The following is a 20,028-nucleotide window of genomic DNA, read 5'->3' as shown; positions in this document are numbered from 1 at the left end:
ACCGCCGTCCCCGACCAGCCGCCGCGCAGGCCGGGGACGGCGTCCTCCTCACCTCACGCGCTGCCACGGCACCAGCGTCGGACGCTGCCCCGTGGCCAGGAACTCCTCGATCGCGACCGCGAGGTCGGCGACCGGGATCTCGCAGTGGGTGGGGAAGTCGACCCCGGCGTACCGGGGACGTCGGCGCGGGCCCTCGCCGAGGCTCGCCCACGAGCCGGTGATCACGTCGGTGAACAGCATCGCCCCGCGGTCGCCGCGCACGCCGACCCACACCCTGTGGTCCGGGCAGTCGGTGTGCACGAGCGTGGCGTCCTGTGCCGCGGTGAGGCGGTCGAGCAGCCGGCGCACGTCCTCGGTGGCGCGCAGTTCGTCCACACCGGACGTGAAGTTCGCCTGGATCATCGTCACTCCCTGCACCGGCGACCGGAGTTCACGCACTGCACCAGCCGGTTCATGATCTCCTCGGACATGACGTTGGCGAAGTCGTCGTGGTCGGAGAACGGGTTGTGCTTCTCCTGGGGGAACGCGTCGACCGCGTACTGCCCGGCCACTTGCACGTCCCGCGGGATGTCGTAGGTCAGGCTGATCCGCAGCTGCGGCACGGCCTTGAAACCGCGCGGGCACCTGCCGTTCTCGTCCGAGTAGGCGACGTGGTCGCGGTGGTTGGCGCTGTCGGTGTTCTTGCCGTCCCAGCAGCCGGCGAAGTCGTGGACGCGCTTGACCTTGCTGCCCTCCGGGCAGATCGGGTACTTGTCGATCAGCACCTTGTCCTCGAACCCGGTGCAGGTCCACGACTTGCGGGCGTTCTTCGGGCCGTTCGTGGAGACCTTGGCGTCGCCGTACAGGACGCGCAGGAACTGCGGCATCGGCTCGACCTTGCCGACGGGGCTGCCGCGGAAGGTGATGTCCACGACCTCGGGGCGCTGGATCTCTCCCTCGTTGCCGGGCAGCTCGTTCTCGTCGCCGGCGGTCTTGCCGTCACCCTTCTCCGGCGCGTCGGCCTCGGCTTCCCGGGCCGCCTCGGCGATCTTGGCGTCGTTGGCGTCGCCGTCCTTCACCGTGCACGGGGCGAGCCTCCGGAGCCCGCGCGGGCGTTCGGCGACCCGGTCGATCGCCTGGACGATGCGGTCGATCGACGCGGTCCGCTTGTCCCGCAACGGGCGCAGCACCGCGTTGTTGACGAAGTTCGGGTCCTCGACGTTCGCCGCGCCCCTCAACCGGTTGTTGGCCTCCGCGATCTGGTCCTTCATCGCCTGGAGGTTGCGGTCCACCTCCGCCTTGGCCTGACGCGGCACGGTGCGCAGCTTGCGCCGCACGTCCGGGCACTCGACCTCGGCGCCCGCCGGTTGGCCCGGCTCCTCGCCCTCGTTCTCGCGGTCGATCCGGACCACAGGCCAGAAGTAGGCCGACTTGTCACCGTTCTTGCAGGTGGTGTCGGCTTCGAGCAGGCTCTCGTCGGTCGAGTCGGCGTCGGTCGACACGTTGCCCACGTAGTCGTGCAGGTGCTCGGCGCCGTTGCGGACCCCCGGCTGCGCGATGAAGTTGTCCGGGTTGAAGTGGCCGTTCTCGTTGCGGCCGCAGTCCACGGTGAACGTGCCGGTGCTCGCGCCCCGCTGCGGCCGGGGCGCCCGCACGTTGCGCTGCTGCTTCGTGATGTCGACGAACAGGGCGATGTCGGCACCGTCCGCCTGGGCGGTGCCCTGATCGCCGGTGGTGCTGATCGCGACGGCCAGGCCGATCGTGAGCGCCAACCCGGTCACGCCGGCAGTCAGCTTCGTGCGCCGGGAGAAGCGGTGCCGCCCCTGGTTTCGCGTCATGGATGTGTCACCTCGTCGTAGGTACGCGCATGTGAGCGTTGAACCCCGACCGCCGGTGGGCGGTGGACACAGTGGCATACGTACCGCACCCAGTCCGCGACCTGACCGTTACCTGTTCGTTATCTCAGGCGACCCCTATCTTCCATCCCTCCCGGCCAAGCCCTTGGCCACAGGCCCCGATCGTTGCGGGTTCGGCTCGCTGCGGCGAGCATTCCTGCCACTTCTGTGACACTCGGACCACGTTACGTACACGGGGAGGGGTGCACGTTGACGCAGGGCAGGGACAACGTGGTGTCCGGAACGGCCCATGGCCCGGTGGTCCAAGCGGGCAGCATCGGGGAGGTGCACTTCCACGATCAGCGACGAGAGCCGCGCATCCCGTACCAACTGCCGCCCTCGCCCAGGCTGTTCACCAGCAGGTCGAGGGAACTGGCCGCGCTGGACGGTTGGCTGCTGGAGAACGAGGGGCATCCCCTGGTCGTCGTGGTGAGCGGGCCGGGAGGAGTGGGGAAGACCTCGTTGGCGTTGCGCTGGCTGCACGCCACCCGGGCGAAGTTCCCGGACGGGCAGCTGTACGTCGATCTCGCGGCCATGACCGGTGCCGGACCCATGACCCCGGACGAGGTGCTCGAGTGGTTCCTGCTGGCGCTGGGCGTGCCCGCTGCCGACATACCGTGGGGCCTACCGCGAAGACAGGCCGCGTTCCGCTCCCTGACCGCGGACCGGGCGATCTCCGTGCTGCTGGACAACGCGGTCTCCGCGGCCCAGGTGCGGCCGCTCCTGCCGACCTCGCCGCACAGCGCTGCCGTGGTGACCAGCCGGTGGCGGCTCAGCGGCTTGGCCGTCGACGGCGCCCGATTCGTGGAGGTCGAGTCGTTCGACGAGGACTCGTCGCTGGAGTTGCTGGAACTGGCCGTCGGCACGCGCGTCGCGTCCGAACCCGACGCGGCGCGGGAACTGGCCCACCTGTGCGCGGGCCTGCCCATCGCGTTGTCGGTGGTCGGGGCCCGGTTGTCCACCCACCCGCGGCGCTCGCTGTCCAAGGAGGTCGGAGCGCTGCGCGCGGAGCGCTTCGGCACGCTGACCTTGGCCGACGGGGTGTCGGTCGAGGCGGTGTTCGACGTCTCCTATCTCGAGCTGCCACCAGGGCACGCGCGGGCGTACCGCCTCTGCGCCCTGCACCCCGGGGCGTCGTTCGGCGTGGAGGCGGCGGCCGCCGCGGTGGGCGAGCCGCCGGAGGACGTCGAACCGGTCCTGTCGGACCTGGTGGAGAAGAACCTGCTGAGCGAGGTCGAGGACGAGCGTTTCCGCTATCACGACCTGTTGCGGTTGCACGCCCGTCGACACGCGGAGTGGGACTCGGCCGCCGAAGGCGACGCCGCTGTGCGCCGTGTCGTCGAGTGGTACCTGGACCGCGCGGTGGCCGCCGATCTGGCCGTGGTGCCGGACCGGCCCCGCGTCGGACCGCGCTACGAGTCGGCCGACGCGGTATTCGACCACCTCACCGCTGCGTTGGACTGGCTGGAGGTGGAACGCGCGAACCTGGTGATGGCCATCCGCGAAGCGGCCGACCGGGAGTGGCACGCGCTCGCGTGGCAGGTCGCGGAGACCCTGTTCGGCTTCTTCCTCCACCGGCACCACTTCGCCGACTGGATCTCGGCCTTCGAGACCGGGGCGGAGGCGGCGCGGCGGGACCGGCACGCGGTGGCGGAATCCCGACTGCGCATGCAGTTGGCGATCGGCTACCTGAACGTGGGACGGCAGACGGACGCGTCCCGCGCGGCGTCACGGGCCCTGGAACTGGCCTACCAAGCGAGTGACTTCGCCTCGGTGGCCACCGCGCTGCGCCAACTGGGGCGCATCTGCCGCGACAGGGGCGACGTCGAGGACGCGCTGGCGTACTTCCGGCGGTCGCTGGAGGTGGAGTCGGCGCTGGGCAGGCGACGCGGCGAAGCGCTCGCCCACCGCAGGATCGGTGAGGCGCTGACCGATCTGGAGCGGTACGAGGAAGCGGTCGCCGCGCTCACCACCGCCGCGTCGATCATGGCGGAGCTGGGCCAGGTGCTCGAACTGGCCCGCATCCGCACCGTGGCGGCCGTGCCGACCCTCGCCCTGGGACGGGTGGACGACGCGGCCCGTCTGTTGGACGCCGCGTTACCCGTGATGGCGGAGACGGAGTCGCCTGACTACCTGGCCGACGTGTTGCTGTTGTTGGCCGACGTCGCGTCACATCGAGGTGACCGGAAGCAGGAGCACGACCACCTCAAGGCCGCGGAGGTGGCGTACACCCGAGCCGGGCAACCGGTACCCGAACGCGTCCGGTCACGCCTTCCCGAGTAGATGACCACATCGGCCACCGCCACCCACCGCCAGGTGGCGACGCCGTCCTCCGCCACGATGAACCCGTCGCGCGGGCCGCCGACGACCCGCCACACGCCGGGCGCCTCGGCCTGCCACTCACCCGACGACACGGGGCACCGCCGGCGGCGAGACGGGCACCGCTCGTGTGGGCTCGGACAGGCCCATCAGGCGGTACATCGTGCGGCGGAGGATCACGCCGGCCTGATCGGGACAGGAGGTGATCGCCTCCGTCATCCCGGGAACAACCGCGGCGTCGTCGAGCGAAGGGCGGTGTGGGTCGAGCATCGGCGCCCGTCGATACACGAGGTCGGCCAGGCTTCCCTCGCGCAGGAGGCCGTCGGGCAGCGGCACGACCGCCACGGGCTTGCCGATCGCCGCCGCGTACTGCGTGCACGACCCGTGATCCCCGACCACCACGTCCGCCGCCACGACCGCGGCCCGCCAGCCCTCGTCGGGCGGAATGACGAGCAGTCCCCGCGGCAGCCACGCGCGAACCTGGCGGGCGCCGTGCACGCTCCAGGTGTTGGGGTGCAGTACGGCCGCCACCGGCCGGCCGGTGGCCAGGAGTCGTTCGTACAGCTCGATGTGCGCGCCGAACGTCGAGTGCGGCGTCCACGTCGAGCAAACGGTGACCAGTCGCTGGTCCGGCGTCACACCCAACGCCCGGCGGTAGTGCTCGCGGTATGGCGTGCCGGCCCGCATCCGGTCCAGGCAGATGTCCCCGGCGACCACGGCGGCGGATTCGGCCTCGGGGCACGATTCCCGCAACGCGTCGAGCTCGTCGTGATGCGACAACGCGATCGCCGAGGCGACGACGCGCCCGTCGCGGACCAGCTGCTCGCGGGCCAACCCGTGTGTCGGGAGCGCACCGGGCCGTCGTGGCCGTGACCGCGACTTCAACACCCCCGCACCGTGCGGCACGACCAGCACCTCGCCGTGCACCTGGTCGATGCCGCGGAAACTGGCCGCGAGCACCAGGTCGAACCGGTGGCGGGTCGCCTGGCTCCACGGCAGCACGTGACCGCCGAGCCCGCGCACGAACTCGGTCGTCCCGTGCACCGCGCCTTCGGTCGTGAACAGCACCTGCACCCTGTGATCCGCCTCCAGCAGCGGCACCAGGTCCGCCAACCTGGTTCCCGCGACCACGTGCGGCACCACCAGCAGCACCGACTTGCACCCCGCCCTCGTCACCCGGCTCTCCGCGCCCAGGCCGATCGGCCCATTCGTCCACAGGTCTCCGCTCACGTGGCACCTCCGATCAGGTTCGTCCGACCAGTTGCCACGAGAATCGACGACGGACCTGTCGGAGCACTCTGCGGTGATCTTCCGAAACCCTCGAACCGCTGTTCAGGGGGGCTGTTGCACGTGCGGTTCCGCAAACTTGCGGGCTGGTCTGTCAGGTATCTGTCAAACGTCTGTCGGGGCGCTAATAGCGATCTCGCAACAGTAATTGCCACCTGGTCGTGAGGTGCACCAGACTTCGACTGGACGTCAGCGAGGGGTGGCGCTGTGACCTGCTTGTTTTCGATCTTGGGTGAGACGCGAATACGCATCGGCTCCCGGTTGGACAGGAGTTGGGGGACGCCGAAGGCCCGGGGGATGCTCGCTGTGCTGCTGACCGGCCCGGGCAGCTGGTTCACCACTTCCGAACTCGTGGAATGGATGTGGGCGGAGGACGACAAACTGCCCCGGAACCTGGCCCAGACGTTCTACGGCTACTCCGGTCGGATCAGGCATGCGCTGCAATTGATGAACGCCGGCGTGGAATTGGAGAATCGAAAAGGCGGCTACCGGGTGACCGCCCTTCGGGCGAACGTCGACTACTTCTTGTCGGCTCAACTGCTCGACCGAACGCGAGAGGTGGGCGAGCCGCAGGGCACCTTGAAGGCGGTCCGCCGGGCGATGGAGTACTGGGCCGACGACATCCCGCTCGCCGACCTTCCGGGCGAACCGGCGCTGGCGTGGCGCCGCCAAGCGCACGAGAACGTCTGGTTGCCGATGCAGAGCGCTTTGTGCTCCGGTTTGCTGGCGGCCAACGACTTTCGCGGCGTGATCGCGCACGTCGACGGACTGCCGGCCGCCGATTCGGCGTACCTGCCGCTGGTGATGCACCGGCTGCAGGCGATGCACGGCTTGCACTTGCGCAGTGAGATGGACGCCTACTACTACGCGATGAGACGTCGGCTCCAGGACGAGTTCGAGGACGCCGCCGCCGCGTCGCTCAAGAAGTTCTACGAAAGCTTGGCGGAGCCGGCGCAGGTGCGGCTGCGCGGGCCTGCCCGAACGCCGGCTGCGCCGCGACGATTGCCCCACGACGTCGAGGACTTCGTGGGACGGGACGCCTTGCTCGCCAAGATCGACGCCGTGACGGGCTGCGCCGGGGAGGAGCCCCGACCTGGTGTGGTCCTGCTGCACGGCACTGCGGGCGTCGGAAAGACCGCTCTGGCGTTGCACTGGGCGCACAGGGTCGTCGAGATGTTCCCCGATGGCGCGCTGCACTGCGATCTGAAGGGGTTCGCCGCGGACAAGGCGTTGGAGGCCAGCGTGGTGGTCGACCGCTTCCTCGAAGCACTGGGTGTCGACGTGGACCACCTGACCACCGCCGACCGACGGGCGCGGCGACTGGAGTCCACCTTGCAGGACCGCCGGGTGCTGGTCGTCCTCGACAACGTTCGCGGACTGCCGCAGGTGTCCCCGTTGCTCCCGCTGCTGCGTGACTGCACCGTCCTGATCACCAGCCGCAACCGGTTACCCGGTCTGGGGCCCCGCGCCTTCCCCGTGACCCCACTGGTCCCAGCGGAGGCCGCCGGGATGCTCGAAGCCCGGATCGGCGACCGCGCCGTGCGCGACCGGTGGGCGGTGGCAGACCTGGGGGCGCTGTGCGGCGCCCTGCCTCTGGCGATGGAGATCGTGGCCCACCGGATCGCGGCGAGTCCCGGCGCGGCGCTCGCCGAGTTCGTCGCCCAGTTGAAGGACGAGCGCCGGTTGTTGAACCTCGGCAACCACGGTGCCGACGGCGACATCAGCCTGAAGACGGTGTTCTCGTGGTCCTATCGCGCGTTGACCGGCCTCGATCGTCGAGCGTTCCGGTTGCTCGGCCTGCACCCCGGCCCCGACTTGAGCATCGACGCGGTCACCGCCGTGCTGGGCACGACCCGGTCGGCCGCGTTGGACTGCCTCGAACTGCTGACCTCGGCCCACCTCCTCGAACAGCCCGGCCCTCTGCACCGCTACCGCTTCCACGACCTGCTCCGCGACTACGCCGAGGAGTGCGCGCGGGTGGACGAGACGGAGCAGGAACGTGAACTGGCCGAGCACCGGCTCGTCGACTTCTTCCTGCACACCGCGAAGGCGGCGGACTCCGTGGCGTTCTCGTACCGCGCGGGGAAGGAGGTCGATGAACCAGTGGCGGGCGTGCTGCCACTGGACTTCGCCCATGACCGCGCGGCGCAGGACTGGATCATCGAGGAGCGAGCGAATCTCTGCGCGGTGATCGACCTCGCCGCCCGCCGCGGTCTGCATTCCCGGGTGTGTCAGATGGCCCACGTCGTCACGGACATGTTCCGCAGGTGCGGCTACTACGAGGAGTCCCGCGAGGTGCTGACCCTCGCAGTCGGGTCGGCGCAACTGGAGGGTGACGCGGACGCCGAGGCTGCGGCGTATAACGACCTCGGCCTGGTGTGCTTCGAGCAGTCGGCGTTCTTCGAAGCGCGCAAGCACTTCCACCGGGCCCACGCGATGGCGCAGTGGATGGGCAGCAAGCGCGGCACGGCGACTTCGCTGCACCTGCTGGCCCGGGTGGACATCGCCGAGAACAGAGTCGAGGACGGGGTGAGCCGTTACCAGGAAGCCCTGCGTCTCGCCCACGAGGTGAACGACCGCGGGGTGGCGGCGGGCACCCTGCATCGCTTGGGTGTGCTTGCGATGTCCCAGAACAACCGCGTGGATGCGGCGAAGCTCTTCCACCGCGCCTTGGAACTGCGTGAAGAGCTCGGCATCTTGACCGGCCAGGCGGACACCCTCGGCGAGCTGGCTGAGTTGCACCGCCGACAAGGCGAGTTGCGCACCGCCGAGGACTACATCACCCGGGCCGTCCGGTTGCACATGCGCACCAGAGCCCAGGCATTGGCCGCGCATGCCTGTCAGGTCTGGGCAACGATCCATCGTGATCGCGGTGACGTGATCGGCGCCACCCACTGCGCGCGTCGCGCCGTCCAACTCTACGACCGGGTCGGCGACTCCAAGCACAAGGCGGACGCTCTGGTGCTCCTCGGGGAGCTGAGGTGGACGGCGAAGGCCCACGCGGCGGCCGTCGAGGGCTGGGAACAGGCGTGGAAGATCTTCACGGACGCCGGCGATCCTCGCGCTGCCGAGGTGGCGGCAAAGCTCGATCCGTTCGGCGGCGAACGCACCGTGCCCACTGCTCGGAGTTCCCGTTGGTCGGAGGAGCCCTCCGAACTCGGACGTGAGACCCGTCGGGCATGAGTGGCCAACCACCGAAGCGCTGAATAGAGGCCGTCCGCCGGACGGCAACCACTTGGTCACGGCGAAGCAATCGCACAAATACCAAGACGGACGTCCGGCTTAGTAGTCGCCGGAACCGCATTTGTGCGTCTCCCCTGGGTAGGCGGATGAGTTCCGATCAGGGTCCGAGACTGCGAGATTGGGCGAATCTCAGGTATCTCGACACCCTGCGTAACCACCTGTATGGCCTAGTCTTGCGGTGATCGGGTGGACGTGCTCACGGCTCTGTCGGCCGTAGCTGATCACGGAAGACGTACCACTGGGGCGAGCGTCGCTCGATCGTGTGTGCGATCGACAGTATTCCCCTCGTTCGGCCTAAGCAGCATCATTCCACCCGAGTGCCAGCCCTCTGAGAGGCTCTGCCACGATCTGTCCACCTCCGAGGTCGGGACCGGAGGTCAACAACCGGCTACTCTCGAGAAGAGGTAATGACGTTGTTTGACCGCCTGAAGCGTTTCGGCGTGGCGTTCACCCTTATGGGGATGCTCGCAGTGCCGGCCGAGACCGACTACTGGTCGATCGACGCGGTCGACGGCATCTCGGTGGTGGAGGCCGCCTGACGCGTGATCGGGGATCGGGCCCGTTCGAGTGGCGGGCCCGACTCTCCTGCCGGTCGGGTTGCTGTAGAAGCTTCGCCGCGAGCTCGGCGCTCTTCACCTCGGCCTGATCAGTGGGAAACACTCCGGGGCGTCTCACGAGCACGTGCTCACGAGCGAAGAAGGAGTGGTCATGCATCGCACACCCGGTGTGCTGGCCGCCGTGGTGCTGGGGGTTTCCCTGGTCACCGCCGCGCCCGCCACCGCAGCGCAAGCACACCCGTTCCCCGCGCAGTTCCCCCTGCCCGACGGGTTCCTGCCCGAAGGCATCGCGATCGGCGCGGCGCCCACCGCGTACTTCGGGTCGCGGGCCGATGGGGACCTGTTCCGCGTCGACCTCCGCACCGGGCGCGGTGAGGTGTTCAGCCAGGGGCCCGGTACGGCGTCGGTCGGGGTGAAGGTCGACCGGCGCAAGAGGGTGTTCGTGGCCGGTGGTGGGGGTGGGGACGGGCGAGTCGTCGACGCCCGGACCGGAGTGATCCTCAAGTCCTACCGGTTCGCGGCGGATGCGAACACTTTCGTCAACGACGTGGTGATCACCGAGGACGCGGCGTACTTCACCGACTCGCGGAAGGCGGTGCTGTATCGCGTGGCGTTCGGTCGGCACGGGGCGTTGCCCGAGTCGCACAGCGAGATTCCGCTGTCGGGCGACTTCGTGCTCACGCCGGGTGTCAACAACGCGAACGGCATCGCGGAGACGCCCGACGGCAAAGCGCTGGTGATCGTCCAGAGCAACACCGGGCAACTGCACCGGGTCGACCCGCGGACCGGCGTGACGGCCGTCGTCGACCTCGGCGGCGAGGTGCTGACCAACGGCGACGGACTGCTGGTCGAGGGCCGCACGCTCTACGTCGTGCAGAACCGGCTCAACACCCTGGCGGTGTTCTCGCTGGCCAGGGACGGTGCGAGCGGTCGGCTCGTGACCAAGGTCACGGACCCGCGGTTCGACGTGCCGACCACGGTGGCGTCGTTCGCGGGCCGGCTCTACCTGCCCAACGCCCGCTTCACCACGCCGCCCACGCCCACGACGACGTACGACGCCGTTTCGGTGCCGAAGCCGTGAAAGTGAGGGGGCCGGTGTCGAGAAGTTCACATCGGCCCCCTGTTCGGGGCATCACTCGACTAGGTAACCTCATCGTCGCGTCGCGCAAGTGATCGCTGTCTCTTCGTAATAATGATCTTCGAGTGTTACCGTTCCGTCGCCGATCGGGTGAAGAAGAGGCAGCGTTACTAGTGCTGCGCCTGACCTGGCAACGGACGAGGCTGCGGAGCGCTGTGAAGCAGAAGAGCACCACGGAGACGAACTACAAGACGATCCGTTCACGACTCACCGGTGTCGTCGTCGTCCCCAGCATCGTCCTGCTCATCATGTGGGCGCTGTTCTCGTCGTACACCCTGTTCGACGGCTTCTACCTCCGCGCCGTCGCCTCCGGCGTGAAGGACGCGTCGATCCCGGCGGTCCAGACGTTCGCCGCGCTGCAGAAGGAGCGCGAGCTCAGCATGACCGCGCTGAGCCAGCCCGATCGCGGCACCAGCGACCTCGAGGTGCAGCAGGCGGAGACCGACCGCGCGGTCGACGGGATGCGCGCGGCGTTCGACGAACTGGCGTCGCAGGCGCCGCAGGAGATCGTCGACAAGATCAACGCGCTGAACGTGCTGCTCGACCAGCTGCCCCAGCGCCGCGCGGCGCTCGACGCGGGCCGCGCGTCCAAGAGCGAGATCTACACGTACTACAACAGCCTCCTCGACGCCGGTGACGCGCTGTTCAGCGTGCAGGCCCGCGTGGTGCCCGACCACGAGTCGGTCAAGGGCGCCATCACCTCCACCGAGTACTTCAAGGCCGCCGACTGGATGTCCCGCGCGACCTCGCTCGCGTCGAGCGCCCTGGCCGCCGGGTCGTTCACGCCCGAGGAGCACATCGAGTTCGCCAACCTCGTCGGCGCCTACCACTCGTCCTACGACTCGATCGCGCCCTACGCCCGCCCCGAGGTGCGCGAGCACTACCAGTTCATGATCGAGGGCGACCAGTGGAAGCGGCTGATCGAGTTCGAGGGCCGGCTGATCCAGAACGGCCCGAAGCCGTCCAACGCCGGGTCGCTCCAGGAGTGGCAGAACGTCAGCGGCCCGATCTCCGACGAACTGGTCGCGCTGGTCAGCGAGCAGGCGTCCGGCGCGGTCGGCGTCACCATGGCCCGCGGCGAGAGCAAGTTCCGCACCGTGCTGATCGGCAGCCTGGTCGCCCTGCTGGCCGTGATCATCGGCATCCTGATCGCGATCCGCACGTCGAACCGCCTGGTCAACCGGGCCCTGATCACGCGCCTGGCCGCGTTGAAGAAGGACTCGCTGACCCTGGCGCACGAGCGGCTGCCCGACATCGTCGACCGGCTCCGCGAGGGCAAGCACGTCGACGTGGAGGTCGAGGTGCCGCCGCTGGACTACGGCAGCGACGAGATCGGCCAGGTGGCCGACGCGTTCAACGCCGCCCAGTACACCGCCGTCGCCGCGGCCGTGAAGGAGAGCCAGGCGCGCGAGGGCGTCAACCGGGTCTTCCTCGACATCGCGCACCGCAACCAGGGCTTGGTGCACCGCCAGCTGAAGATCCTGGACAAGCTGGAGCGCGAGGAGGAGAACCCCGAGCAGCTCGACGCGCTGTTCCAGCTCGACCACCTCGCCACCCGCGCCCGCCGCAACGCCGAGAACCTGATCATCCTCGCGGGCGAGCAGCCCGGCCGGCAGTGGCGCAAGCCCGTGCGCCTGCTCGACGTGCTGCGCGCCGCGGTCGCCGAGACCGAGCAGTACGTCCGGGTCAAGGTCAACCCGGTGCCCGACACCGCGCTGGTGGGCGCGGCCGTCGCCGACACCATCCACCTGATCGCCGAGCTGGTGGACAACGCCACCGCGTTCTCCTCGCCGCGCTCGCAGGTGCAGGTGCACGCCAGCGAGGTGCCGCAGGGCATCGTGGTGGAGATCGAGGACCACGGCCTGGGCATCAACCCCGAGGACCGCGAGCAGCACAACGCGATGCTGGCCGACCCGCCGGAGTTCGACGCGATGCGCCTGCGCGGGGAGTCGCGGCTGGGCCTGTTCGTGGTCGCCCGGCTGGCCGCCCGCCGCGGCATCCACGTCGAGCTGCGCGACTCGCCCTACGGCGGCACGCTGGCGCTCGTCCTGATCCCGTCCGCGATCGTCGCGGGCCCCACCACGGCGACGGAGCCCGCCGAGACTCGGCAGCTCCCCCGCCGCACCTTCCACGACATCCCGGAGCAGGGCGACGACTCAGTGCGAGACGCCAGGTTTCCCGACAGTTCCCGAGACCTGGAAGGGTTCTGGGCCCAAGCCGAGGCCGCGGCCAACGAACATCCCCTTCCAGAGGTCGAACGACTGAGCGGCGGGCTGGACCTGTCGCAGCGCAGCGGCGAGCTCGAGCTGTCGCAGCGCAGCGGCGAGCTGGAGCTGCCGCAGCGGAAGCGGGCCACGTCGGAGTGGCCCGCCGAAGAACCGGGATCGGCCGCGACCGCCGCCGACCGACCCGAACTGCCACGCCGGCGCCGCCAGCAGAACCTGGCGCCGCAGTTGGTGCGCAACGATTTCCACCCTTCGCCCGAACCGCTCCCCGAGGTCGATCCCGAGAAGTCCGCCGAGAGGGTCCGCAAGGGCCTGTCGGCGTTCCAACGGGGCACACGCGACGCCCGTCGGACACCCGACGACCTCGAACCGTGATCAGCAGTGGCCGGACGACTGGAAACCGGAAAGGCAACCCGATGAACGACATGACCAGCCAGCACAACGAACTGAACTGGTTGTTGGAGGACCTGGTCGGCCGGGTGGTCGGAGCTCGGCACGCGGTGGTCCTCTCGGCCGACGGTCTGCTGCTGGGCCGCTCGCCCGGGTTGTCGAAGGACGACTCGGACCACCTGTCGGCGATGGCCTCGGCGTTCCAGAGCCTGGCCCGCGGCACGGGGCGGCACTTCGGCGGCGGCGCCGTGCGGCAGACCATCGTCGAGATGGAGCACGCCTACCTCTTCGTCACCGCGGCCGGCCACGGCGCCTGCCTGGCCGTCCTGGGCGAAGAGGACTCCGACATGGGCATGATCGCCTACGAGATGAACATGCTGGTCAAGCGGGTCGGCACCTACCTGTCGTCGGCGCCGCGCGGCACGACCGCGGCGAGCCTGCCCGCCGCCCGAAGGTCGTCCTGATGGCCGGCCGCGAGGACTGGTGGTACGACGAGGCGGCGGGCCCGCTGGTCCGCCCGTACGCGATGGTGCGCGGCCGGACCCGGCCGCTGCGACCGGAGCTGCACCTGGTGACCCAGGTGCGCGCGATGCCGTCGCCGTCGGACCCGGACGCGTTGTCGGTCGAGCACATGGAGATCATGGAGCTGTGCCGGCGACCGCTGTCCGTGGCCGAGGTCGCCGCGTACCTCGACGTGCCGCTGGTCGTCGTCAAGGTGCTGCTGAGCGACCTCATCCAACGCGGTGACGTCGTGATCCGAGACCCCTCCCGAGTCCCGCAGGTGCCGGACCGGAACCTGCTCCAGGCGGTGTTGGATGGTGTCCGTGGAATCTGAGCGGCCGGGTGGGGAACTGCTCGTCCCCACCCCAGTGAAGATCGTCATCGCCGGTGGTTTCGGCACCGGGAAGACGACGATGGTCAACTCGGTCAGCGAGATACCGCCGCTGCACACCGAGGAGCTGCTCACCGAGGCCGGTGTCGGCGTCGACGACGTGCTGGGCCTGGAGTCGAAGGAGACGACCACGGTCGCGCTCGACTTCGGCCGCATCACCATCAACCCCGAGGTGGTGCTGTACCTGTTCGGCACGCCGGGCCAGAACCGGTTCTGGTTCATGTGGGACGAGCTGGCCTACGGCGCGATCGGCGCGGTGATCCTGGTCGACACGCGGCGGCTGGACAGCAGCTTCCCGTCGATCGACTTCTTCGAGCGGCGCGGCATCCCGTTCATCATCGCGGTGAACTGCTTCGAGGGCGCGCACAGCTACGAGGTCGAGGAGGTGCGGCGGGCCCTGGACGTGGACGCCGCCATCCCGCTCGTGCTGTGCGACGCGCGGGACCGCGAGTCGGCCAAGACCGTGCTGGTGAGCCTGATCCAGCACACCATGGACCGGCTCGACGCCATGGCGTGAGGTGGTGGGTGACCGGCGTGCCGGTCACCCACCACCCGGCTACACCACCGGTTCGAGCCGGCAGTTGAAGTGCCGCAGCAGCTTCGGCACGTGCGTCAACCGGTACCCCGGCACCCGTTCCGGGTCCTTCGCGATCTCCGCCAGTGTCTCGCCGACGTACTCCAGGTGGCTCTGGGTGTACACCCGGCGCGGGATGGCGAGGCGGACCAGCTCGTACGGCGCGGGCTTGAGCAGCTCGCCCGCGTCGTCGAGCTCACCGAGGTACAGCGAGCCCAGCTCGGCGCACCGGATGCCGCCGGCCAGGTACAGCTCGGTGGCCAGCGCGAACCCCGGGAAGCGGCTCGGCGGCAGGTGCCGCAGCAGGCGCCCGGCGTTGAGGTACACCGCGTGCACGCCGGTCGGCCGCACGCTGTCCACCCCCGCCGCCCGGGCCAGCTCCGCCACGTACGCGGTGGCGTCGGCCCGGGCCCGCAGGTACTCCGGGTCGGTGACCTCCAGCAGGCCCTGCGCCAGCATCTCCAGGTCGCGACCGGAGAGACCGCCGTAGGTGCGGAAGCCCTCGGTCGCGATCAGCAGCAGCTCGCACCGGGCGGCCAGCTCGGGGTCGCGGAGCGCGAGCAACCCTCCCATGTGGACGATGGCGTCCTTCTTCAGGCTGGCCACGCACCCGTCGGCCAGCCGGAACGCCTCCTCCGCGACCTGCCGCGGCGTGTGGTTCTCGTAACCCGGCTCGCGCTGCGTGACCAGCCACGCGTTCTCCGCGAACCGCGCCGCGTCGAGGAAGAACGGCACGCCGTGGCGTCGGGCGAGCTCACCCGCCGCCTTGATGTTGGCCATCGACACCGGCTGCCCGCCGCCACCGTTGTTGGTGATGGTGAGCAGCACGAGGGCGACGTCCTGGGGCCCGGACAGGACGGCTTCCAGCGCCTCCAGGTCGATGTCGCCCTTGAACGGCGCGTCGTCGTCGAGGTCCCGGGCGGCCCGGCACGGCAGGTCGAGCGCCGTGCCGCCGAGGATCTCGACGTTCGCCCGCGTGGTGTCGAAGTGCGTGTTGCTGACGCTGACCTGGCCCGGCTTGAGCAGCGCGGTGAACAGGATCCGCTCGGCCGCGCGCCCCTGGTGGACGGGGAACGCGTGGGGGTAGCCGGTCAGGTCCTGCACCACGTCGTGGAACCGGTAGTAGGAGCGCGCACCCGCGTAGGTCTCGTCACCGCGCAGTCCCGCCGCCTGCTGCTCGGCCGACAGGGCGCCGGTGCCCGAGTCGCTGAGCAGGTCGATCGTCACGTCGGTGGCGGCGAGGTTGAACGGGTTGTACCCGGCGGCGGCCAGCGCCCGCTCGCGGTGCGCGCGCGTGGTGATCGGGATGGGCTCCACGACCTTGATGCGGTACGGCTCCATCGTGGGCATGGGTGCTCCTAGCCTGCCAGGCTGATCGAACGGGGTGAGGCCACGTCGTACGCCTCGGACGAGAGGTAGACCGTGATGCCGGGACGCGGCCTGCCCATGCGCAGCGACACGTGGGCGATCAGGCCGACGCCCTCGTCCAGCGGCCGTCGGGCGATGGTGCGCAGGGCGCTGTCGAACTGGGTGGGGTCCAGGTCGTACTTGGCCATCACCGCGAGCACCCGCCGGCGGGCTTCTTCGTCGTCGGCCACGTAGTCCCGGATCGGCACGTACAGGGAATAGCCGCTGGGCGCGTCGGCGTCGCCGTCCAGGAACGTGTAGCTGGAAATCAGCGGGCGCTTGTCGAACGTTCCGGTGTTGCCGCCGGTGAGCAGGCAGAAATCGGGCACCCTGTCCACATCGACCCCGCGCGCGGCCTTCGCGGCCCGCGTGACGTCCGTTACATCTGCGGCGTGGTGGGAGATGTAGACCTTCACCCGGGCGCGCCGTTGTTCGACGAGGTCGAGCGCGAAGAAGGAATACCTGTCCAGTCCCGGCCGGGTCACCGCGTGCGTCCGCAGCACCGGGAAACCGGCGGCGAAACCGGTCCGGTCCAGACCCTCGCGGACCAACTCCTCGGCGGCGGCTTCGCCACGCACTTCAGGGTTGAAGTACACCTTCACCGCGGGGGCTTCGTCGGGGCGGAACACCAACGAGTACCAGAAGGTGAAATCACGTTCCGGGTCGGCCGGCAGGAACAGGTCCTTCACCGCGTCGAAACGACGGGTGTCGAGGTTCCCGCGACGCTTCATCCGGTCCAGCGCGGCGAGCGCCGCGGCCGTGTTGGCGGCACGGGACGGCCTGGTCGCCGTGGGTTCGACGATGGTGCGGAGCACCGGTGCCTCGCCCGCGGCGAACGCCGTGGAGAACTCCACCGGGGTGTGGTCGTCGGCCACGTCGGACGGCCACTCGGGGCTGGTGGAAACCGGGCGGAGACCGCCGGGCCCGAGCGCGTCCGCGAGCAGTCCCACGGATTTGACGGTGTTTTCCGTGATGCCCAGAGAATGCAGCAGGGCGCTGAGCTGGCGGCCCGTGAAATCGCGTATGGCTACTTTTTGAGGGTCCAAGGCGGGGTTCTCCTCGTGGGGGGCGAGTCGAAAGTTACGCTAGGCGAAGCAATCTTGTCCACCAGGCGGCCGTAGCGTGACGTAGGGCACTCTAAAGGCAGGTCACAGGTCCTGTCGATCAGTAGTCACGAGGACGGGGACGGTAATCAAGACTGCTCCGAACGGCCTATTGACGAGGTCCGCGTCAGTCTTTCGCACTAATCCCGCGCGGCGGTCCGATGACGGATCGTGGCATTTTGTCCCGACGCCGGGCCGAGGTACGGTCGGTCGTTTGCCGGCTAATGCAGTCCACCATTCAAGACGTTGCTGTTAATTGTTCGTGCCGTCCTGCGCGTGACGACGGCGTCCGCCTTGTGGTAAAGCGGCCCGGACACGCGGACGGGGCCGCCGATCACCCGGATCGACGGCCCCGTGCACGCCCGGACCGGGCGCGGCGTCGGTGTCAGGACGCGTAGTTGTGGAACCCGCGCCCGCTCTTCTTGCCCAGCAGCCCCGCGTCCACCATGCGCAGCAGCAACGGCGGCGGCGAGTACAGCGGCTCCTTGAACTCCTCGTACATCGACTCGGCGATGGCCTTGGTGGTGTCCAGGCCGATCAGGTCGGTCAGGCGCAGCGGACCCATCGGGTGCGCGCAGCCGAGCACCATGCCGTTGTCGATGTCCTCGGCGCTGGCGAACCCGGACTCCAGCATCCGGATCGCGGACAGCAGGTAGGGGATCAGCAGGGCGTTGACCACGAACCCGGCGCGGTCCTGCGAGCGGATGACCTCCTTGTGCAGCACCCCGGTCACGAACGCCTCGGCCCTGGCCCTGGTCTTGTCGCCGGTCAGCAGCGACGGCACCAGCTCCACCAGCTTCAACACCGGCACCGGGTTGAAGAAGTGCACGCCGATGACCTGCTCGGGACGGCTGGTGGCCATGCCCAGCTTCATGATCGGGATCGAGGAGGTGTTGGACGCGAAGATCGCGTCCGGGTCCACGACGACCTTGTCCAGCGCCGCGAACACCTCGGTCTTGACCTGCTCGTTCTCCGCGACGGCTTCCACGACCAGGTTCCGGTCGGCGAAGTCGGCGAGGTCGGTGGTGAACCGCAGGCGCTTCAGTGCGGCGTCGCGGTCCTCGGCGGACAGCTTGCCGCTGCGCACACCCCGGCCGAGCGACGAGGCGATCCGCCCCCGCGCGGCCTCGGTGGCCTCCGGGCTGACCTCGGACACCAGCACGTCCAGCCCGGCCCGCGCGCAGACCTCGGCGATGCCGGAGCCCATCAGGCCCGATCCCACCACTCCAACACGTTGAATGTCACTCACGCCCCGATCCTGCCAGGGGCGTCACGGCGGGGCACGTCCCGACTGTGGTTTTCCCCAGTCGACCGGGTGGTGCTCCTCATTACCGGCCGCCGCGGCGGTGCCTAGCGTGGTCCCCGTGATGATCAACACTGCGATCGCCGGCGTGCTGCTGGCCGTGACCGGCACCTTTCCCGCGCTGGACGGGTGGGTGCAGCAGGGGTGGGCGTCCGGCGCGCTGCTGACTGTGCAGGACTCCGCCGGCACCCGGGCGGACGCGGCGGGTGAGGCGTCGGTGGGCGGGCACTTCCGGATCGGCAGCACGACGAAGGCGTTCGTGGCCACCGTCGTGCTGCAACTCGTGGACGAGGGCAGGGTCGGGCTGGACGACCCCGCGGACCGGTACGTCGCCGGCGTGCCCCGGGGCCTCAACGGCGACCGGCCCACCGTGCGCCAGGTGCTCAACCACACCAGCGGCCTCTACGACTACATGCACGAGGAGGGCTACTCGACCAACCGGTGGCGCGGCGCGGACCGGTTCCGCACCTACCAGCCGCGGCAGCTGCTGGACGTGGCGTTCGCCCGGCCGTCCTACTTCGACCCCGGGAAGGGGTGGCACTACTCGAACACCAACTACGTCGTCGCCGGGATGCTGATCGAGCGGGTGACCGGCCGGGCGTACGGCGACGAGGTGCGCTCCCGCATCCTGCGCCCGCTCGGCCTCGCGCACACGGTCGTGCCGGGGCAGTGGCCCGGTCTGCCCCACCCGCACGCCCGCGGCTACACCGAGGTCGACGGGCGACTGGTCGACGCGACGCTGATGAACCCGTCCCTGGACTGGGCGGCGGGCGAGATGATCTCCACCGCCGAGGACCTCGACCGGTTCTTCGACGCGCTGCTGAGCGGCGGGTTGACCAGCGCGGCGTCCCTCGACGCCATGCGGCAGACGGTGGAGGACACCGGCACGATCTTCGCCTACGGGCTGGGGTTGCAGCGGTTCGACCTGCCGTGCGGCCGCTCGGTGTGGGGTCACGGCGGCGAGCTGATCGGCTACCGCACCTACGCCACGCGGGCCGACGACGGCAGGCGGGCGACGTTGTCCTACAACCCGCTGCCCGCCGACGTGCCGGGGGAGGAGGTCATCGGGTTGTTCGGCTCGATCTACTGCTGACGCCCGCCCGGACGTTCGCACCCGTCGGCGACGGCGGGTGCGAACCCGGCGGGAGGGTCAGCCCGTGACACCGAAGTCCTGCGTCCAGTAGATCTTGTTGCTGCCGTCGGCGGTGTGGGCCACGCCGAGGTCGCGCAGTTCGCAGTTCACGATGTTGGCCCGGTGGCTCTCGCTGTCCATCCACGCGCTCACGACCTCCTCCGCGGTGCCCTGACCGGCGGCGATGTTCTCCGCCATCATCCGGAAGTGATACCCCGCATCGGTGGCCCGTTGTGCCGCTGTGCTGCCGTCCGAGCCGGTATGGCTGAAGTTCCCGGTGCGCGCCATGTCGTCGCTGTGCCGCTTGGCCGCCGCCGCCAGCTGGGCGTTGGGCGTCAGGGCCGGGCAGCCCACGGCGGAGCGTTCCCCGTTCGTCAGAGCCAGAACCCGGTCTTCGAGAGTGGGCGCGGCGAGTGCCGGGGCGGCCGTGGACAGCAGTGCCGCGATGGCCGCCGCGGCGGTGAACGCGCTGCGCTTCATGATCGTTCTCCTCCTCGTGGGCGGGACCTCTGCTGTCAAGGGGTTCCCACTCGCGGGAGGACTTGTATTCCACGATCGGTGGAACCGTGATGACGGCGTGTCAA

At 69.6% G+C, this 20,028-nt stretch carries 16 protein-coding genes; 9 read left to right on the top strand and 7 right to left on the bottom strand.

The annotated features are described in order from the left end of the window. Nucleotides 1-48 precede the first annotated feature (48 nt). Together ACIQMJ_RS37205 and ACIQMJ_RS37200 are read right to left on the bottom strand one after the other, a co-directional pair. A complete protein-coding gene (locus ACIQMJ_RS37205) occupies nt 49-402 on the bottom strand; it encodes an Imm1 family immunity protein (protein ID WP_499765713.1) in 354 nt (117 codons plus the stop codon). Nucleotides 403-404: 2 nt separating this feature from the next. Then, complete coding sequence (locus ACIQMJ_RS37200; protein ID WP_499765712.1) at nt 405-1,817, bottom strand: DUF1996 domain-containing protein; 1,413 nt, start codon at nt 1,815-1,817, stop codon at nt 405-407. 342 nt (nt 1,818-2,159) lie between these two features. Here ACIQMJ_RS37200 and ACIQMJ_RS37195 point away from each other — a divergent pair, with 342 nt between their 5' ends. Beyond that, nucleotides 2,160-4,157 (top strand): tetratricopeptide repeat protein, encoded by a 1,998-nt coding sequence (locus tag ACIQMJ_RS37195; protein WP_499765711.1) that lies wholly within the window; start codon nt 2,160-2,162, stop codon nt 4,155-4,157. A 117-nt stretch (nt 4,158-4,274) separates the two neighbouring features. On the opposite strand, the gene ACIQMJ_RS37190 is transcribed toward ACIQMJ_RS37195, so the two are convergent. Beyond that, complete coding sequence (locus ACIQMJ_RS37190; protein ID WP_499765710.1) at nt 4,275-5,423, bottom strand: hypothetical protein; 1,149 nt, start codon at nt 5,421-5,423, stop codon at nt 4,275-4,277. Nucleotides 5,424-5,777: 354 nt separating this feature from the next. Between ACIQMJ_RS37190 and ACIQMJ_RS37185 the strand changes: the two genes are divergently transcribed. The 7 genes from ACIQMJ_RS37185 to ACIQMJ_RS37155 all read left to right on the top strand — a co-directional run bounded on the left by ACIQMJ_RS37185 (nt 5,778) and on the right by ACIQMJ_RS37155 (nt 14,442). Further along, a complete protein-coding gene (locus ACIQMJ_RS37185; protein ID WP_499765709.1) occupies nt 5,778-8,663 on the top strand; it encodes an ATP-binding protein in 2,886 nt (961 codons plus the stop codon). A gap of 467 nt (nt 8,664-9,130) precedes the next feature. Beyond that, nucleotides 9,131-9,262 carry a hypothetical protein gene (locus ACIQMJ_RS37180; RefSeq protein ID WP_499765708.1) on the top strand — a complete coding sequence of 44 codons (132 nt, stop codon included), beginning with the start codon at nt 9,131-9,133 and terminating at the stop codon, nt 9,260-9,262. A gap of 169 nt (nt 9,263-9,431) precedes the next feature. Beyond that, a complete protein-coding gene (locus tag ACIQMJ_RS37175; protein WP_499765707.1) occupies nt 9,432-10,361 on the top strand; it encodes an SMP-30/gluconolactonase/LRE family protein in 930 nt (309 codons plus the stop codon). Between the two features lie 212 nt (nt 10,362-10,573). Further along, nucleotides 10,574-13,018, top strand: coding sequence for a sensor histidine kinase (locus tag ACIQMJ_RS37170; RefSeq protein WP_499765706.1), 2,445 nt, complete (start codon nt 10,574-10,576; stop codon nt 13,016-13,018). 41 nt (nt 13,019-13,059) lie between these two features. Further along, on the top strand, nt 13,060-13,497 hold the full coding sequence (locus ACIQMJ_RS37165) for a roadblock/LC7 domain-containing protein (protein WP_211363642.1): 438 nt from the start codon (nt 13,060-13,062) through the stop codon (nt 13,495-13,497). Beyond that, on the top strand, nt 13,497-13,868 hold the full coding sequence (locus ACIQMJ_RS37160; RefSeq protein ID WP_053718070.1) for a DUF742 domain-containing protein: 372 nt from the start codon (nt 13,497-13,499) through the stop codon (nt 13,866-13,868). Before ACIQMJ_RS37165 ends, ACIQMJ_RS37160 begins: the two co-directional genes overlap by 1 nt. Continuing rightward, nucleotides 13,849-14,442: a GTP-binding protein gene (locus ACIQMJ_RS37155; RefSeq protein WP_073886767.1), complete on the top strand. Its 594-nt coding sequence runs from the start codon at nt 13,849-13,851 to the stop codon at nt 14,440-14,442. The genes ACIQMJ_RS37160 and ACIQMJ_RS37155 overlap by 20 nt, the downstream gene beginning before the upstream one ends. A gap of 39 nt (nt 14,443-14,481) precedes the next feature. Here the strand turns inward: ACIQMJ_RS37155 and ACIQMJ_RS37150 are convergent, their stop codons facing one another. From ACIQMJ_RS37150 to ACIQMJ_RS37140, 3 genes are all read right to left on the bottom strand, one after another. Next, on the bottom strand, nt 14,482-15,849 hold the full coding sequence (locus tag ACIQMJ_RS37150) for a tryptophanase (protein WP_499765705.1): 1,368 nt from the start codon (nt 15,847-15,849) through the stop codon (nt 14,482-14,484). Nucleotides 15,850-15,857: 8 nt separating this feature from the next. Further along, nucleotides 15,858-16,856 (bottom strand): tryptophan dimethylallyltransferase family protein, encoded by a 999-nt coding sequence (locus ACIQMJ_RS37145; protein WP_499765704.1) that lies wholly within the window; start codon nt 16,854-16,856, stop codon nt 15,858-15,860. A 538-nt stretch (nt 16,857-17,394) separates the two neighbouring features. Then, nucleotides 17,395-18,258 (bottom strand): 3-hydroxybutyryl-CoA dehydrogenase, encoded by an 864-nt coding sequence (locus tag ACIQMJ_RS37140; protein WP_499765703.1) that lies wholly within the window; start codon nt 18,256-18,258, stop codon nt 17,395-17,397. Nucleotides 18,259-18,376: 118 nt separating this feature from the next. Here ACIQMJ_RS37140 and ACIQMJ_RS37135 point away from each other — a divergent pair, with 118 nt between their 5' ends. Beyond that, entirely contained in the window at nt 18,377-19,405 is a 1,029-nt protein-coding gene (locus ACIQMJ_RS37135; protein WP_499765784.1) for a serine hydrolase domain-containing protein, read from the top strand. A gap of 57 nt (nt 19,406-19,462) precedes the next feature. Here the strand turns inward: ACIQMJ_RS37135 and ACIQMJ_RS37130 are convergent, their stop codons facing one another. Further along, on the bottom strand, nt 19,463-19,924 hold the full coding sequence (locus ACIQMJ_RS37130) for a CAP domain-containing protein (protein ID WP_499765702.1): 462 nt from the start codon (nt 19,922-19,924) through the stop codon (nt 19,463-19,465). Nucleotides 19,925-20,028 lie beyond the last annotated feature (104 nt).

This window comes from Actinosynnema sp. NPDC091369, from assembly GCF_044757065.1.
GTDB lineage: Bacteria > Actinomycetota > Actinomycetes > Mycobacteriales > Pseudonocardiaceae > Actinosynnema.
The sequence above is the reverse complement of the archived record's forward strand: the minus strand, read 5'-3'. Positions and strand labels throughout refer to the sequence as shown.